Annotated in this window: 11 protein-coding genes and 4 pseudogenes; 7 read left to right on the top strand and 8 right to left on the bottom strand. The window is 70.0% G+C overall.

Annotated elements, in window-relative coordinates; all coding sequences use genetic code 11:
* Positions 1-399: 399 nt before the first annotated feature.
* Together ACIBAG_RS14800 and gap are read right to left on the bottom strand one after the other, a co-directional pair.
* On the bottom strand, positions 400-2,130 hold the full coding sequence (locus ACIBAG_RS14800) for a GAF domain-containing protein (RefSeq protein ID WP_399104868.1): 1,731 nt from the start codon (positions 2,128-2,130) through the stop codon (positions 400-402).
* A 122-nt stretch (positions 2,131-2,252) separates the two neighbouring features.
* Positions 2,253-3,281 (bottom strand): type I glyceraldehyde-3-phosphate dehydrogenase, encoded by a 1,029-nt coding sequence (gene gap / locus ACIBAG_RS14795; protein WP_399104866.1) that lies wholly within the window; start codon positions 3,279-3,281, stop codon positions 2,253-2,255.
* 472 nt (positions 3,282-3,753) lie between these two features.
* On the opposite strand from gap, the gene ACIBAG_RS14790 reads away from it, so the two are divergent.
* Complete coding sequence (locus tag ACIBAG_RS14790) at positions 3,754-4,206, top strand: pyridoxamine 5'-phosphate oxidase family protein (RefSeq protein WP_399104864.1); 453 nt, start codon at positions 3,754-3,756, stop codon at positions 4,204-4,206.
* Positions 4,207-4,287: 81 nt separating this feature from the next.
* Here the strand turns inward: ACIBAG_RS14790 and ACIBAG_RS14785 are convergent, their stop codons facing one another.
* The 4 genes and pseudogenes from ACIBAG_RS14785 to ACIBAG_RS14770 form a co-directional block, all read right to left on the bottom strand.
* Entirely contained in the window at positions 4,288-5,118 is an 831-nt protein-coding gene (locus ACIBAG_RS14785) for a universal stress protein (RefSeq protein WP_399104862.1), read from the bottom strand.
* Positions 5,119-5,268: 150 nt separating this feature from the next.
* On the bottom strand, positions 5,269-5,709 hold the full coding sequence (locus ACIBAG_RS14780) for a pyridoxamine 5'-phosphate oxidase family protein (RefSeq protein ID WP_399104860.1): 441 nt from the start codon (positions 5,707-5,709) through the stop codon (positions 5,269-5,271).
* Between the two features lie 120 nt (positions 5,710-5,829).
* Positions 5,830-6,510, bottom strand: a complete 681-nt coding sequence (locus tag ACIBAG_RS14775) for a helix-turn-helix domain-containing protein (RefSeq protein WP_399104858.1) — start codon at positions 6,508-6,510, stop codon at positions 5,830-5,832.
* Between the two features lie 19 nt (positions 6,511-6,529).
* Positions 6,530-7,426, bottom strand: a pseudogene (locus ACIBAG_RS14770) (zinc-binding dehydrogenase); the annotation flags it as partial.
* Positions 7,427-7,644: 218 nt separating this feature from the next.
* Between ACIBAG_RS14770 and ACIBAG_RS14765 the strand changes: the two are divergent.
* The 4 genes and pseudogenes from ACIBAG_RS14765 to ACIBAG_RS14750 all read left to right on the top strand — a co-directional run.
* Positions 7,645-7,827, top strand: a pseudogene (locus ACIBAG_RS14765) (glycine/betaine ABC transporter substrate-binding protein); the annotation flags it as partial.
* A gap of 222 nt (positions 7,828-8,049) precedes the next feature.
* Positions 8,050-8,811, top strand: coding sequence for a hypothetical protein (locus tag ACIBAG_RS14760; RefSeq protein ID WP_399104856.1), 762 nt, complete (start codon positions 8,050-8,052; stop codon positions 8,809-8,811).
* Positions 8,811-10,466, top strand: coding sequence for a PQQ-binding-like beta-propeller repeat protein (locus ACIBAG_RS14755; RefSeq protein ID WP_399104854.1), 1,656 nt, complete (start codon positions 8,811-8,813; stop codon positions 10,464-10,466). The genes ACIBAG_RS14760 and ACIBAG_RS14755 overlap by 1 nt, the downstream gene beginning before the upstream one ends.
* Positions 10,467-10,559: 93 nt before the next feature.
* Positions 10,560-11,441 (top strand): annotated as a pseudogene (locus tag ACIBAG_RS14750) (IS982 family transposase).
* Positions 11,442-11,459: 18 nt separating this feature from the next.
* On the opposite strand, the pseudogene ACIBAG_RS14745 reads toward ACIBAG_RS14750, so the two are convergent.
* A pseudogene (locus ACIBAG_RS14745) lies at positions 11,460-11,636 on the bottom strand (alcohol dehydrogenase); the annotation flags it as partial.
* A gap of 246 nt (positions 11,637-11,882) precedes the next feature.
* On the opposite strand from ACIBAG_RS14745, the gene ACIBAG_RS14740 reads away from it, so the two are divergent.
* Positions 11,883-12,263 carry an STAS domain-containing protein gene (locus ACIBAG_RS14740; RefSeq protein WP_399104852.1) on the top strand — a complete coding sequence of 127 codons (381 nt, stop codon included), beginning with the start codon at positions 11,883-11,885 and terminating at the stop codon, positions 12,261-12,263.
* Positions 12,264-12,285: 22 nt separating this feature from the next.
* Here ACIBAG_RS14740 and ACIBAG_RS14735 read toward each other — a convergent pair whose 3' ends face one another.
* Positions 12,286-13,269, bottom strand: a complete 984-nt coding sequence (locus ACIBAG_RS14735) for an Acg family FMN-binding oxidoreductase (RefSeq protein WP_399104850.1) — start codon at positions 13,267-13,269, stop codon at positions 12,286-12,288.
* A 260-nt stretch (positions 13,270-13,529) separates the two neighbouring features.
* On the opposite strand from ACIBAG_RS14735, the gene ACIBAG_RS14730 reads away from it, so the two are divergent.
* Positions 13,530-14,105 (top strand): hypothetical protein, encoded by a 576-nt coding sequence (locus tag ACIBAG_RS14730; protein ID WP_399104848.1) that lies wholly within the window; start codon positions 13,530-13,532, stop codon positions 14,103-14,105.
* The last annotated feature ends 106 nt before the right edge of the window (positions 14,106-14,211 follow it).

Below are 14,211 nucleotides of genomic sequence, written 5' to 3'. Positions count from 1 at the left end.
GTGACCGGGAACAGGCGCCGGTAGTTCATGACGGCCCTCCCTCGCTGGAGGTTCTCCTTCTCACTCCCAGCGTCATCCGCAGTCCGGGGTGACGGAATGAGCGGGTGGCCGTGACGCCCGGCCGAACGGCCCTGATCCGCTCCCCTGACCCCGGAAGGGGTGTGCCGGGCCCGCCGACTACGCGGAACGCGCGTCCCCGGCTCGACCGCCGTCGGCCTGACGCGGGCCCGGCAACGGGCAGGGTGGCCTACCTGCCCTTTCCCGAGGGGCCGCACGAGGCGTTCCCCATCCGCCGATGCGCCTCGTTGGGCCGGCTTTCAGCCTCACACCACGCACCATGAAAGGGCAGGGCCGAAAGGCCCCTGCCAAAGGCCCGATCGGCCCAAGATGCGGAGCCGCCTACTCCTCCTCCGCCGCCACCGGCACCCGCCACACCAGCGTGCTCCCGCCGCCGTCGGGAGTGCTCACGGTCAGCTCGCCGCCCAGTTGCTGAGCGCGCTCGGCCATGTTGGCCAGGCCGCTGCGGCGCCCTTCGGCTGGGATGCCCACGCCGTTGTCGGACACGGTCAGCCGCACCTCACGACCGTCGGTCACGAGCGCGACCTCGGCGCGGTCGGCGCGGGCGTGCCGGCCGACGTTGGTCAGGGCCTCGGAGAGCACGGCCACCACATGGTCGGCGACCTCGCGGGGCACGTCGGTGTCCACCAGGCCCTCCATGCGCACGCTCGGGGCGTACCCCAGCACGGGGGCGGCCTCGCCGGCCACGCGGACCACGCGGGCCCGCAGCCCGGTCCCGGAGGCGTCGTCGCGGGCGCGCAGGCCGAAGATGGTCGACCGGATGATCTTGATGGTCTCGTCCAGGTCGTCCACGGCTCGCGCCACACGGTCCGAGGCCTGCTGGTGCTCGATGAAGCGGCCGGCGCTCTGCAACGTCATGCCCGTCGCGAACAACCGCTGGATCGCGAGGTCGTGCAGGTCCCGGGCGATCCTGTCGCGGTCCTGCAGCACGGCGATCTGCTCCGCGTCCTCGCGACGCTCGGCCAGCTCCATCGCGATCGCCGCCTGTGCGGCAAAGTTCCGCAGCGGCGCGATCTCCTTCTCGGAGAACACCGCGTGTCCCGCCTCGCGCACCAGCAGCACGACGCCGCGTACGCCGTCGCCCGACCCGATGGGCATGGCCACGGCCGCCCCGAGCCCGTCGAACCGAGGTGAGGCGGACGGCACACGCTCGTCGCGGGTGACGTCCGGACTGGTGACCGGGGTGGCGGCGGTGAAGGCCTGGCCGATCAGGCTCTCGTTCATGGGCAGTACGAGCCCACGATGTGCCTCGGCGCCCTGCCCGACGGCCAGCTCCACCTCCAGCGCTTCAATGTCCTCCAGGGGCATGGCCACCACGGCGAGCGCCGCACCGGTGATCTCCCTGGCGCGCTCGGCGATCAGTCCGAGCGCTTGACCGCGCTCACTGCCGGACATCAGGCTGTGAGTGAGCTCCGCGTTGGCCTGCAGCCAGCGTTCCCGCAGCCGTGACTCCTCGTACAGGCGGGCATTGTCGATGGCGACGCCGGCCGCAACCGCCAAGGTCGACAGGACCGACTCGTCCTCCTCGTCGAACTGCGCCCCGCCCCGCTTCTCGGTCAGGTACAGGTTGCCGAAGACCTGGTCGCGCACCCGGATCGGGACGCCGAGGAAGGTGTTCATTGGCGGGTGGTGGGGCGGGAAGCCATAGGAGGCGGAGTGTTCGGAGATCTTCGTCAGCCGCAGGGGCTCGGGGTGGCGGATCAGCTCGCCGAGGATGCCGTGGCCCTCCGGGAAGTGGCCGATGCGGGCGATCTGCTCCTCGGAGACGCCGACGGTGTGGAAGGCGGACAGCCGCTTGCCGTCCGGTCCGATCACGCCGAGGGCGGCGTACTCGGCGTCGACCAGCACCGCGGCGGCCTCGACGATGCTGTGCAGTGCCTGCTCCAGGTCCAGTTCCCGACCGACGGAGAGCACTGCCTCCAGCAGGCTGTGTACCCGATCGCGCGTGCCGCGGGCCGCGTCGAGGCGGGCCTGCAGCTCCTCCAGCAGCTCGTCCAGCTTCAACTGCGGCAGCCGTACGCGGGCCTGACCAGCCTGCTCATGGCTCTCCACCGGTGCGCCTCCACGTCCCCTCGACCCGCCCGAAGCCGACCGTTGCGGTCATGTGCCACGGTAACGGTCCTGGGCAGGGGACGGTACGGAATCGGACCCGGTGCCCGGGGCGGGACGCCCGGTCAGCCGCGCGGGAGCCGGGCCGCGACGTACTCGGTGAGGTCGAGCAGCCGGTTGGTGTAGCCCCACTCGTTGTCGTACCAGCCGAAGGCCTTGACCAGTTCGCCGTGCGCCTGGGTCAGCGGGGCGTCCAGGACGCAGGAGGCGGGGTCGCCCACGATGTCGCGGGAGACGATCGGGGCCTCGGACACCCGCAGTACGCCCTTCAGCGGCCCGTCGGCGGCCTCGCGGAACGCGGCGTTGACCTCCTGCACGGTGACCGGCCTGTCCAGGACCACGCTGAGGTCGGTCAGCGAGCCGTCCTCGACGGGGACGCGTACGGCGATGCCGTCCAGGGTCCCGGCCAGCTCCGGCATGACCAGCCCGACAGCGCGGGCGGCCCCGGTGGAGGTGGGGATGATGTTGACGGCGGCACTGCGGCCGCGCCGCAGGTCCTTGTGCGGGCCGTCGAGGACGACCTGGTCGTTGGTGTAGCCGTGGATGGTGGTCATCAACCCCTTGACGATGCCGAAGTGCTCGTCGAGGACCTTCACCATCGGCGCCACGCAGTTGGTCGTGCAGGACGCGTTGGAGACGACGTGGTCGCTCTCCGGGTCGTACATGCCCTCGTTGACGCCCATCACCACGGTGGCGTCGACGTCTTTGCCCGGGACGGACAGCAGCACCTTGCGGGCGCCCGCGCTCAGGTGTCGGCCGGCCTGTTCCCGGGTGCGGAAGCGGCCGGTCGACTCGATGACGATGTCGACGCCGAGGTCGCCCCAGGCCAGGGCGGCCGGGTCGGGCTCGGCGGTTACGGCGATGCGCCGGCCGTCCACGGTGAGGGAGTCGTCGTCGTGCTCGACGGGGCGGCCGATGCGACCGTATGTCGAGTCGTATGTCAGCAGATGGGCCAGCGCCGCCGGTGAGGTGATGTCGTTGACCGCGACGACCTCCACCGAGGTGCCGGCGGCGGTCCCCGCGCGCTCCAGTACGCAGCGCAGGTAATTGCGGCCGATCCGGCCGAATCCGTTGATGGCAACGCGCACGCTCATGTCCGTCGTCCTCCCGATCGGGGTCCGGTGGTGTCCGGTGCGATGCCAGCCTCCGGCCGGCGGATCCGGTGCGGGAGGGGCCGTACGGGGCCGAGGTGCGGGGCAACCGGCCCCACTCCGCAGCCGTCACACCCCCTTCAGTGGCCCTCCCGGCCTTCGCCGATCAGGTCGAGACCACCGCCCACGGCAAGCGGACCCGAGGCGGGGGCGGGAGGCACTCGACCGTTCACCCAACGCATCCTCCGCCTGGTCCGCGTATCGCCCCCAACAGGCCGTCCGGTCACCGGCGAGGGCCGAACGGCCCTAGCGTCGGCCGGGCGGCTGCGGTTCGAATGATCTGATCGGAGAAGAGCCCGCGCACAAAGCCGCCTCACCCGCCCAGCGGCCATCGCAGCCCCATGCCGCGCGGCGGAACCGGTGAGCCGGTCGGAGACAGCGAGCAGTGAGAGACGAGAAGCTACGGAAACCCGCCATGGCCTGCGACAACGCCCTGCCGATCGCCCCGGGACCACGCCGGAGCATCGGCCTCGACAGCGCCGAAGCGCTGCGGCTCCTTGGCAGCGTGTCTTTCGGCCGGATCGTCTTCACACAGCACGCTCTGCCGACCGTCCGGCCCGTCAACCATGTCCTGGACGAGGGTGACATCGTCATCCGCACCCACGAGGGAGCGGCCCTGACGTCACGGGCCAAGCAGGCGGGAGCGCCGGGGGTCGTGGTGGCGTACGAGGCAGACAGCATCGACCCGGGCACGCACCTCGGTTGGAGCGTGGTCGTCACCGGCTACGCCCACCTCGTGACCGATGCCCGCGATCTGGCCCGCTACCAGGACATACTCCATCCCTGGGTGGGACGGGCCATGGACTACGCGGTCCGAATCCGCCCCGACCTTGTCACCGGAGTCCGGCTCGTCCCCGTCGAGGAATGATCGGTCTCTGGTGACTGCCGTCCTGGCGGGTGTGGGCTGCCCGAGGAGCCGACGGTCCCAGAACGACAGATTGCTCGCCGGTCAGCCGGTTGCCGGCACGATCACCACCGGGCAGTGGGAGCGGTGCAGGAGGGTGTGCGCGACCGGGCCGAGCTGCGGTCCGGGCCGGGTCGTCCGTCGATGTGTGCCGATGACGACGACGGCGGACTCTTGTGTGTGGTCCAGCAGGGCCTGGGCCGGTCCCCTGCGGACCGTGCGGGTCTCGACGTCGACCTGGGGGTGTGCTTCTCGCAACTGGGCCAGGTTGAAGCGCGGCACGGCCTCCTCGGCCAGGTCGTCCTGGGCGCGCCGCCGTTGCCCCGGGCTCGTCGCGGGAATCAGGGAGGGCAGTTCGGGGGTGATGGGGCGATGGGTCGAGTGCACGACACGCAGCCGGACACCGCGCCGCTCCGCCTCGTGGAAGGCATAAGAGGCCGCGTCGGCGTCGGAGTCGTCGTCCAGACCGAGCAGCACGCCGCGCTGGTCGTCGCAAGGGTGGTCGCCGCGTACGACGAGCAGCGGGCCGTGCACATGTGCGGCCAGGCGCAGACTCACCGAGCCGGCCAGCAGCCCGGTGACGCCGCCCAAGCCGCGGGTGCCGACGACGGTCAGGTCGGAGCCCTCGCTCTCACGCAGCAGAGCCCGAACCGTGCCGCCCTCCGCTGCCTTGGTCATCACCGACAGGGCGGGATGACGTCCCCGGACGCGTGCGGCGGCCGACGCGAGGACGGGGCCGGCCTCGTCGGGGTCGGGCACGGCGTACACGACTCGCAGTTCGGCGTCGCGGCGTGCGGCCTCGTCCGCGGCCCAGTCCAGCGCTCGTACGGCGTTCAGGGAACCGTCGACTCCGACGACCACATGATGGCGAGTCATCTCCCTCTCCCTTCTGCTCTGTGCCCCCGATGCTCGTCCTTCCGCGACGACGCGGGCAGGGGCCGCACGAACCCGACGACACGCCGTACGGCCCCCGTCACAGGGCCGTTCGGCCCCGCATCCGGCGAAGCCGGGAAGTCGCAGACCGGGTCAGTGAGAGACGTCCAGCCCGTACATGCTGCATCCGCCGACCAGTTCACGACCGGTCACCAGCTCGGGCTCGATCCGGACGAACACCTCCCGGGGCGAGGGCACCCAGGAGCGCGGACCGGTGCGGGCAAGGCGCTTGTGCTCGTCGGGGTCGGTGACCACCGTGGCAGAGCCGGTGACGACGACGCTCCAGCCCGAGTGCGTGGCCGCGTCGACCTCGTCGGCCTCGAAGGCGACCACCGTGCCGTCGATCGCGCGCACCAGTTCGGAGGTGGCCGCGGTACGCAGTAGCACCGCGCCGTCCTCGTCCAGGCAGAAGTTGACGGGGAGTACCGCGGGCAGGGCCTGACGCGTGTGCACGATCCGTCCGACCGGAACCTTCGCCAGCAGGCGCAGGCACTCCTGCCGTCCGAGTTCGCGGAATCCGTCGTTGCGGTACATGAGTCAGTCCGTCTTTCGCCTGATGCGTCTGGTGCAGCGGTGCGCTGGCAAGTCCATCGTTCGTCCTGCGAGGGGCCACTGACGAGGGCCATCAGTCCCGGACGTGCCGGACAACAGCCCTCATTCCACCGTGATCCGCCGGCCGGTGATCACGCGGGGATCGATCCGCACCCACCGGTCGCGCCGCCCGCCCGCCCAGGACCTGCTGTAGGCCTGTTCGTCGAGCCGACGTATCTCGTCGGGGTCCGTCACGGTCCGCGCGTGTCCCCGTACGAGCACGCTCCAGCCCTGGCTGAACACGTCGTCGATTCGGTCGATCTTGAAGGCGACCTGGCAGCCCGAAGCTTGCGACGGTGTCGTACCGGGGGCGGTCCGGAAGACGACGGTGCCGTCCACGACGCTGTAGTTGACGGGCACGATCACCGGCCCGGTGACGGTGGGTACGGCGATGCGCCCCACACCGTGGGTCGACAGCAGGGCGCGGCATTCCCGAGTGGACAGTTCTGCGATGCCAGGGCTTCGGGACTCATGCGGTGCGGTGCCGGGCGGCAGATCTGTGTCCCCGCCGGTGAGCTCCCTGACGGTGGTGTGCAGGGCCTCCGCCAGTACGTGGAGCGCTCCCCTGCCCGGTGCGGCGGCCGGATACTCCTCCAGGTGGCGGAGACAGCTGAGGGCCATGCCCGCCCGGGTGGCCGTCTCCTCCCGGGAGAGACCGAGTTCTTCGCGTCGCCGAGCGATCCGGCGTCCGAGGTCGCCCACGGGTGCTGCCCCGGTCGTCCTCGACTCGACCTGTTCGGTCATGACTCGTCCCTTCCTCTCGTCAGGCCGCCGGGAGAGCGACCACGTCGTGCCGCTCCCCGCCGAGGACGACCTTGAGGGCGCCGGTGTCGGCGGCCCGGCCGAAGACGTCGTACGCCTCCTCCATGAGGTCGAGCGGGAAGGTGTGGGTGACCAGCTGTGTGGTGGGCAGGCGGCCGACGGCCGCCATGCGCAGCAGGGTGGGGGCGGAACGGGTGTCGACGAGGCCGGTGGTGATGGTGACGTTCTTGATCCACAGGTCTTCGAGGTGCAGGGTCGCGGGCCGGCCATGCACGCCGATGTTGGCGACATGCCCACCGGGCCGGACCATGCGGGTGCACATCTCGAAACTCTCGGGCACGCCGACGGCCTCGATGACGACGTCGGCGCCCAGCCCGTCGGTGAGGTCGGCGATCAGCTGTTCGGGGGCCTCGCGGGCGTCGGCCACGGCATCGGCGCCGAGTTGTCGGGCTGCCTCCAGTCGGGCGGGGGCCAGGTCCACGGCGACGATCCGCTCGGGCGCGAGCAGGCGGGCCGTGGCGATGGCCGCGAGCCCGATGGGGCCGGCGCCGACAACGGCGACGGTGTCGCCGGGCCGTACCTGCCCGTTGAGCACGGCCACTTCGTAGGCGGTCGGGAAGATGTCGGCGAGCAGTACGGGGTCCTGGCCGTCCAGGGTGCCGGGCAGTGCGTGGACGGAGAGGTCGGCGTGCGGGACGCGCACGTACTCGGCCTGGGTGCCGTCGATCAGATGGCCGAGGATCCAGCCTCCGCCGCCCCGGCACTGGCCGTACATGGCCCTGCGGCAGAAGGGGCAACGGCCGCAGGCGGTGATGCAGGAGACCAGAACGCGGTCCCCGGGCCGTACGGTGCGCACATCAGTGCCGGTGTCCACGACCTCGCCCACCGCCTCGTGCCCTGGATGAATGAGTCCGATATCTGTGCTGGCCGCGACTATGGCGAAGGGCGCCCGTTGGCTCGTGTGTGACTACCGGCCTGGACGCCCTGCTGGCGGCACTGTACGTGTTCACCGACGACCACGTGGCCCCTCGTCGCCGGACCGGGCGACCTCCGAAACTCACGGACGCCGAACTGCTGTGCCCGGCGGTCGCCCAGGTCCTGCTGGGCTTCCCTAACTACGCTGACCGGCTCCCCACCTCCGAAAGCGGTGACAAGGGCCAGCTGATGGACGGCTCACCTTCGTACATCGCCAACGGCAAGGCCCTGGTGCAGAGTCTCGACCTCGACGACAAGGTCGTCTTCGCGAGCTCGGAGGCTGCCAAGATCACCCGGATCAAACAGTTCGCCACGAAGCACAAACGGTGGGCTCCGTGCCTGTCGGGAGCTGTACCGGGCCAGGCACGAACGGTGCACAGTGCCCCAAACAGGTTGTTACTCATATTTATTGGTAGATCAGCGCGGATCCGAGGGCATACGCACCAATGGTGACCGCCTGCGCTGCGGCTGGGCGCTCGATCCGCGCCAGGAGTTCCCGGGCAACTGCTGGTGAGCCGCGGGGATGTGCTGAGAGGAGCTGTCTGGATGCCTGATCGAAACCGGGCTTGGGAGCAGATGGGTGCCGCGAGCGGGCTGTTCGCCTCGTTTCTGTTCGTGGTGGCCTTCATCCTGTTCCTGACCACACAGCCCTGGGGCGGCGGGGGAGATCCCGAACTCCCGGACATCGCTCACGCGGAGAGCGCCGGTGCCTTCTTCGCCTTCCACCTCCAGGCGATCAGGGCCCAGGTGATGGTGAGCAGCATCGGGATCGTTTTCGTCCTGTGGTTCCTTGGCAGCCTCTGGGTGGCTCTGCGGAACGGGGAAGGCGAACCGGCGCGCGGATCGTCGATCGCGTTCGCCGGGGCGATCGTCGGTGTCGCCTCGGTTCTGGCGGCTCTGGTGCTGACCGCCACGTGCACGCTGAGCACCAGCGCGGCCCAGGCCCGGGTGGTTCCGGCCTTCTATACGGCGGCGGCGCTGTTCTTCAGTCTCGGCGGTGCGGCGTTCACAGTGTTCTTCCTCGGAGTCGCGGAGGTGATGTTGAGAACGGGCGCCGTGGGGAAGTGGCTCGGCGTCCTCGCCTTGATCGCCGCGGTGCTCTCGGCGTTCGGGTTCATCACGCCCTACTACGAGGATGGCGTCTTCAACGCGGCGACCGGTGCCCTCGGGATGTGGGCCCATGCCATCGCGTTCGTCGTCTGGCTGTTCCTGGCCAGTGTGACGCTCCTTGTCGCCCAGGTCCGTTGGGTCAGAGCCCGAACGCGGGGGGAGAACCAGGGCGGCGCTCCGGCTCCGGGGGTGGCCTGATGAGGCGGGTCTGGAATGTGATCAAGCGGTTCCTCGCCGGGATCTTCGTCCTGCTGGGCGTCCTGGCGCTGATCCTCGTCCCGACGCTCACCAATCTGGATGCGGTGCCTTCGCTCTTCCGGCTGCTGAACCAGGAGGCGTCCAATGTGTCGGCGAGCGAGCGCGCGGCCAACGGGCCGCTTCCCGGCGACCTGAGCCTGTACGCGAAGGAGCAGAGCTGTTCGCAAGGGCTGAAGACCCCCGGCTACTTCCCGTCGCTGAACGGCGCGGAGATCGCCGACGGGGCGCGCAGCGGGCTGTTCCCGTGTGCCACCTTCACCGGCTCGACCACGGCCGCCAACCAGGTGTTCGCGTACAAGAGCGAGGACAACTACCAGGGGCTGAGCTTCATCAACAACAAGGGCCCCAACGCCACCTACGTGGTGGGCGGGAACCAGCCCGCACCCTCCGGAAAGGTGCTCCCGGGCCCGTTCGTGGCGAAGGTCGACCCCACCACGGGAGCGCAGATCTGGCGCACGTACCTGGAGAACGCCAACGTCGACGACGTATTCGTCGCCACGACCAACCTCAACGTCCTGGCGGACGGCTCCGTCGTGGAGGCGTGGGACAACCAGCTCGTGAAGCTCAACCCCGACACGGGTGCGATCGTGCAGCAGGTGCAGCTGCCGCACGGCCCCGCTGCCCCGCAGAACTCCAGCTTCAAGCATGTGACCGTGGCACCCGACGGCACGCTGATCATCAAGGACCAGGTACGCCCGACGGGCTGCAAACAGCAGGGCAGCCCCTCGCTGGCCCAGTGCCCAGGAGCAGGTGACCCCGCGCATCAGGCCAATTCGCAGATCAACGCGGTCGATCCGAATACGTTCAAGATCCTCGACTCCGTCACGCTGCCGGAGGAGTCCACCACGCCGCACATCATCACGACCCACCAGGGCAAAACGGCGATCTACTTGTCCGCGAACAAGTACGCCTACCGTTATTTCTGGGACCCTGCCGCCAAGAAGCTGTCCGAGGACAAGTCCTGGGTGGTCGACTACCTCCAGAAGGGCCAGAGCACCGGGGACGCGCCGACCCTGATGGGCGACTGGATCTGCATCCAGACCAATGGCATCGGCGCGAGCGTGCCGTCGACCATCACCTGTGTCAACGCGAATGACCGCAAGAACATCACCAGGGTCACCCCCTTCGGCCCGCTCAAGAGCGGCCAGAATAGCTTCGCCCCGCCCAAGGCCGGAGGCGACCCCGAGAACAACATGCTCTATTCCGCGGACGGCGGCGTCGGCAAGGTGGCCGGAATCAGCATCGACCCCAAGACCGGCAAGATGACGACCAAGTGGACCGTCGCCGACACGAGCCTCGACTTCCTGCCCCTCATCGGCCCGAAAGACAACCGGATCCTGCTCACCACGAAGATCAACCCGGACGCCACCAAAGAAGACATGGCCACCGGCACCTACTCCCAGCAGGTCGTATGGCGTGACACCCGCACCGGCAAGGCACTCGCCGAATCCTCCTTCCTCACCCCCTTCACCGCGGGCGCACTCCTCACCCCCGGCTACGGCGGCCGCGTCTACTACCCCACACTCGACGGCTTCTACATCCTCCAGGTGATCCCGAAATCCAAGGTCCCGCCGACCCCGGAGTCGGCCGGCTGATCGGGCCCCGCCAGAGCCGGGCGACCCTGAGATGAATGAGTCCGGTGTGTGTGCTGGTCGCAACCATGGCGAAGGGCGCCTGTTGGTCAGTGTGTGAAGACAAACCTGGACGCCCTTCTGGCGGCACTGTACGTGTTGATCGACGACCACGTGGCACCTTGTCGCCGGATCGGGCGTCCTCCGAAGCTGACGGACGCCGAACTGCTGTGCCTGGCGGTCGGCCACGTCCTGCTGGGCTTTCCTTCTGCCCGGCACTGGACATGCTTCGCCCAAGCCCGGCTCGGACACCTCTTCCGCTACCTGCCCCAGCAGTCGGCCTACAACAAGCGCCTCCACACCGCTTGGCCACTGATCAGCCACGTGATCGAGATGCTCGCCCGGCAGGTGCCCTGGCACGACAGCCTCCGGCTGATCGACTCCACCCCGCTGCCCTGCGCGGCCTCCCGCGAGACCGTCAACCGCTCCGACCTGGCCGGACACGCCGGATACGGCTACTGCCGCAGCCATTCCCGCTTCATCTGGGGCTTGCGTCTCTCCCTGGTCACCACCGCCGAGGGCATGCCCGTCACCTGGTGCCTGGCCAGCCCCAAGCTCGAGGAACGGGAGGGTGATAACCGCACTGCTGGAACGCGACCACCAGCTGATCCAGTCAGGGCAGGTGATCCTGGCCGACAAGGGCATCGCCGGCCGGGAGTTCGAAGCCTTCGTCACCGACCGGCTCGGCGCCCACCTGGTGCGGCCGGACCGCAAGGACGAACCGGCCCGCTACGGCAAGGTCGCCCGCGCCCACCAGTGGATCGACGCCGTCATCGACACCCAAAAGGCCAACTCAGCCTGGAACAGCACGGCGGCAGAACCCCGGCCGGAGTCTTCGCCCGCACCGCCCAACGCCTGCTGGCACTGGCCACCGCGATCTGCCACAACTGGAACACCGGAGCCATGGTCAAACGCTCGTTGATCGCCTACGACCACTGAAAAACATCGGACTCATTCACCTAGCACCGTGCCCGGGCGCACCTCGGGCACGTCGCCCTTAAGGATGTGCAGGTCGGTGCCGCAGATAGTGACGGTGTCCACGCGCACGATCGTGTCGGTGGGGTCCTTGAGGCCGGGGTCCGGGACGTCCTCCCGGGAGGAGTGTCCGGGGCCCTGGAAGACGAAGCCTTTCATGACGATCTTTCCTTCCTCTGTCACCCCTGGTCGGGACCCCGGGCTGAGCGCGGGCTACAGCGGTGCCTGCACTACCCCGCAGGTCCAGCTTGTCCCGCACCTTGGTGAAAGTGCTTGGGCCGGTCGGCCCCGATCGCCCGGTCGGACGGGTCGGCGCCCGCCGTGGGGCCGGTCGGCCCCGCAGGATCGGGAAGGATGGGCCGACCGGCCCTTCCGCCCGCCGGCCGCAGGGGCTTCTCTTTGACCATGTCCGAGAACCACTCCAGGTCCATGCCAGGCCTCTCGGTACGCGCCGACGCTGGTACGACCGTCGTGGAGCTGCGCGGGGAGGTCGACCTCTTCGCGGCGTCGCACCTGGCGGCACGCCTGGATGCGCTGTCTTCCGGTACGTGCCCCGATCTGGTACTCGATCTGCGTGGCGTGTCCTTCATCGACTGCAGCGGGCTGGGCGTCCTGTGCCGGACCCGCAACCGGATCCTGGCCCGGCAGGGCCGGCTGCTGCTGGTCACGGACAGCGGGCGCTTCCTGCGTGTACTACGCATCGCCGGTCTGGCGGGCGTGTTCGAGATCCACCCAGGCTTGCCCGCGCCTGTCGAGGCGGAGGCCATGAGCGTCACGGTCGGCTGACGCACCTCGACCTGCCACCCGCTCACCGCCCGGCGTCGAGCAATGTACCCACCGCGCGCCGCGGAGTGGCGGGGCCCTCGGGGCCGTAGCCGAGGCGTATGAGCATGTGCGCGTGATCGGGCCCAGGGGTCACGGCCTCACGCAGATCGGGCCACTCCATCGCTTGGTGCAGGAGGGATGCACGCACACTGTGAGCCGTGGCGACCAGCAGGACGCGTTCGAGGGCCTGCCCGGCGCGCAGCCAGTCGGTGCGGCGATCGTGCTCGGAGGTCAGGACGGCGATGACGGGGGTCGTCTCGTACGGGCGGGCGGGAAGCCGATCGGGATGGCGTTGGGCGGTGAAGTCCCGCATGGGGAGCCGCTCCCGGGCGTCCTGCGGGCCGAGCACCGCCCACGGCAGGCCCGTGTCGGCCTCCGAGTACGGATCCCCGCGCACCCAGCGGCGGCTCTCCGTGCTGCGGTCGACGTCCAGCCGGTTGCGCTGCTCGCCGTCCGCGGTGAGCGCGAGCAGGCGCGCGCTCTCGGACTGCTCGGGGAAGCGGAGCCACGCGCCCTCCGCACCGGCCGCCGCGGCGAGTTCGGCGCGCAGACTCGGTGAGATCGGCCGACTCGAGAACGGGAAGCGGCTGCTGTGCCGACGCCAGATGGCCCCGAAGAGGTCGATGTCGCCTCGGCGCAGGCAGCCGGGGGCGGGCTCGGCCGGACGGACGGATGCGAGCAGGTCCGGTTCCTCGGGGCGGGGCAGAAGGTGGGTGACCGGGTCCCAGCCGAAGTGGGCCACAACGACGCGGAGATTGAGCACGCAAGCGCCCACCGACAGATGCAGGGCGCGGCCTTCCGGGTCCGTGTGCCGTAGGCCCCCACCGGGCGCGGCACGCACGTGGAAGGTGACCGTTTCCTGATCCAGACGGAAGCGCCACGGCTGGGAGTTGTGGATCGAGGGCGCGGCGACCGCGGCCGAGACACACGTCTCGAGGACCCCGGCATCGATGAAGGTGCTGTGCATGGCGTCCTCCTCTCGCCCGGAGTGGTGCTGCCTTCCAGCGTGAGCACTCGGCGGCGACGGAGTGAGGGGCCGATGGTCCTTCGTAAGGGCCGGGCAGGCCACATCCTCCGCAGAACACCGGCCGGGCAGGGCTGAAGGTCCCGGCGCAGTGCGCGAGTTGGTGCCGGTCGGCCCCGCGAGTCCGTCGGGGCGGCCCATGTCGGCGCGGTGCGCGCACTGGCACGGTCTGGACAGCGAACTCGCCGAGGAGGTGCGGACCGATGAGCGACGGCACATGCACGAAGAAGCGGTTGTGGCGCTGGCGCAGCAACCCGTTGCGACGCCGCGACGACGTCGTCGAGGCCTGGGTCGTGCTCGCCGTCTGGGCGGTCGTCCTGGTGGGCGGCACGCTGACCGGCCTGGTGACCGCCCACGCTGCCGACGACGTGTTCGCTCGGCAGCGCGCCGAAGGGCACTCCGTGCGGGCCGTGCTCCGCTCCGACGTCCCCGCCTCCGCCACCGCGACGGGTGGGACACGCGCCTTGGCCAGGATCAGCTGGACGGCTCCCGACGGCACAACGCACACCGACAAGACGCTGGTGGACACGGGGCAGAAGGCCGGAGCCGAGGTCGTGGTCTGGCTGGACGGCCAGGGCATCCTCGCCACCGAGCCGCCAAGCCCGACGGAGGCCGCCATCGAGGCCGGCGTCCTTGGTACGGCCGCCGCGCTCGGACTCGCCGGCACAGCGTTCGGCGCGGGGGCCCTCGTCCGGTGGAGGCTCGACCGGCGGCGCTTCGACCAGTGGGGTCGGGAGTGGGACCTGGTGGGGCCCCGGTGGGGGCACAAGACCGGGTGAGCAGCCCTGGTAGTCGGCTTTGCCGAGGGGTGCGTGGACAGCGGATCGTCCTCCGACCGGCACTTGAGACCCGATGTCGTTTCCGCCGTGCATGCCACCGCCGCCG

Origin of the sequence: Streptomyces sp. NPDC051243 (assembly GCF_044455405.1) — a bacterium.
In the GTDB taxonomy this organism is placed as follows: domain Bacteria; phylum Actinomycetota; class Actinomycetes; order Streptomycetales; family Streptomycetaceae; genus Streptomyces.
This window is presented reverse-complemented; position numbering and strand designations above follow the sequence as displayed.

What these genes read in the sequence shown, in the direction of transcription:
- gap (WP_399104866.1), bottom strand. Translation starts at nt 3,281, where the DNA reads ATGAGCGTGCGCGTTGCCATCAACGGATTCGGCCGGATCGGCCGCAAT.
- ACIBAG_RS14790 (WP_399104864.1), top strand. Translation starts at nt 3,754, where the DNA reads ATGGCCTGCGACAACGCCCTGCCGATCGCCCCGGGACCACGCCGGAGC.
- ACIBAG_RS14785 (WP_399104862.1), bottom strand. Translation starts at nt 5,118, where the DNA reads ATGACTCGCCATCATGTGGTCGTCGGAGTCGACGGTTCCCTGAACGCC.
- ACIBAG_RS14780 (WP_399104860.1), bottom strand. Translation starts at nt 5,709, where the DNA reads ATGTACCGCAACGACGGATTCCGCGAACTCGGACGGCAGGAGTGCCTG.
- ACIBAG_RS14775 (WP_399104858.1), bottom strand. Translation starts at nt 6,510, where the DNA reads ATGACCGAACAGGTCGAGTCGAGGACGACCGGGGCAGCACCCGTGGGC.
- ACIBAG_RS14760 (WP_399104856.1), top strand. Translation starts at nt 8,050, where the DNA reads ATGCCTGATCGAAACCGGGCTTGGGAGCAGATGGGTGCCGCGAGCGGG.
- ACIBAG_RS14755 (WP_399104854.1), top strand. Translation starts at nt 8,811, where the DNA reads ATGAGGCGGGTCTGGAATGTGATCAAGCGGTTCCTCGCCGGGATCTTC.
- ACIBAG_RS14740 (WP_399104852.1), top strand. Translation starts at nt 11,883, where the DNA reads ATGTCCGAGAACCACTCCAGGTCCATGCCAGGCCTCTCGGTACGCGCC.
- ACIBAG_RS14735 (WP_399104850.1), bottom strand. Translation starts at nt 13,269, where the DNA reads ATGCACAGCACCTTCATCGATGCCGGGGTCCTCGAGACGTGTGTCTCG.
- ACIBAG_RS14730 (WP_399104848.1), top strand. Translation starts at nt 13,530, where the DNA reads ATGAGCGACGGCACATGCACGAAGAAGCGGTTGTGGCGCTGGCGCAGC.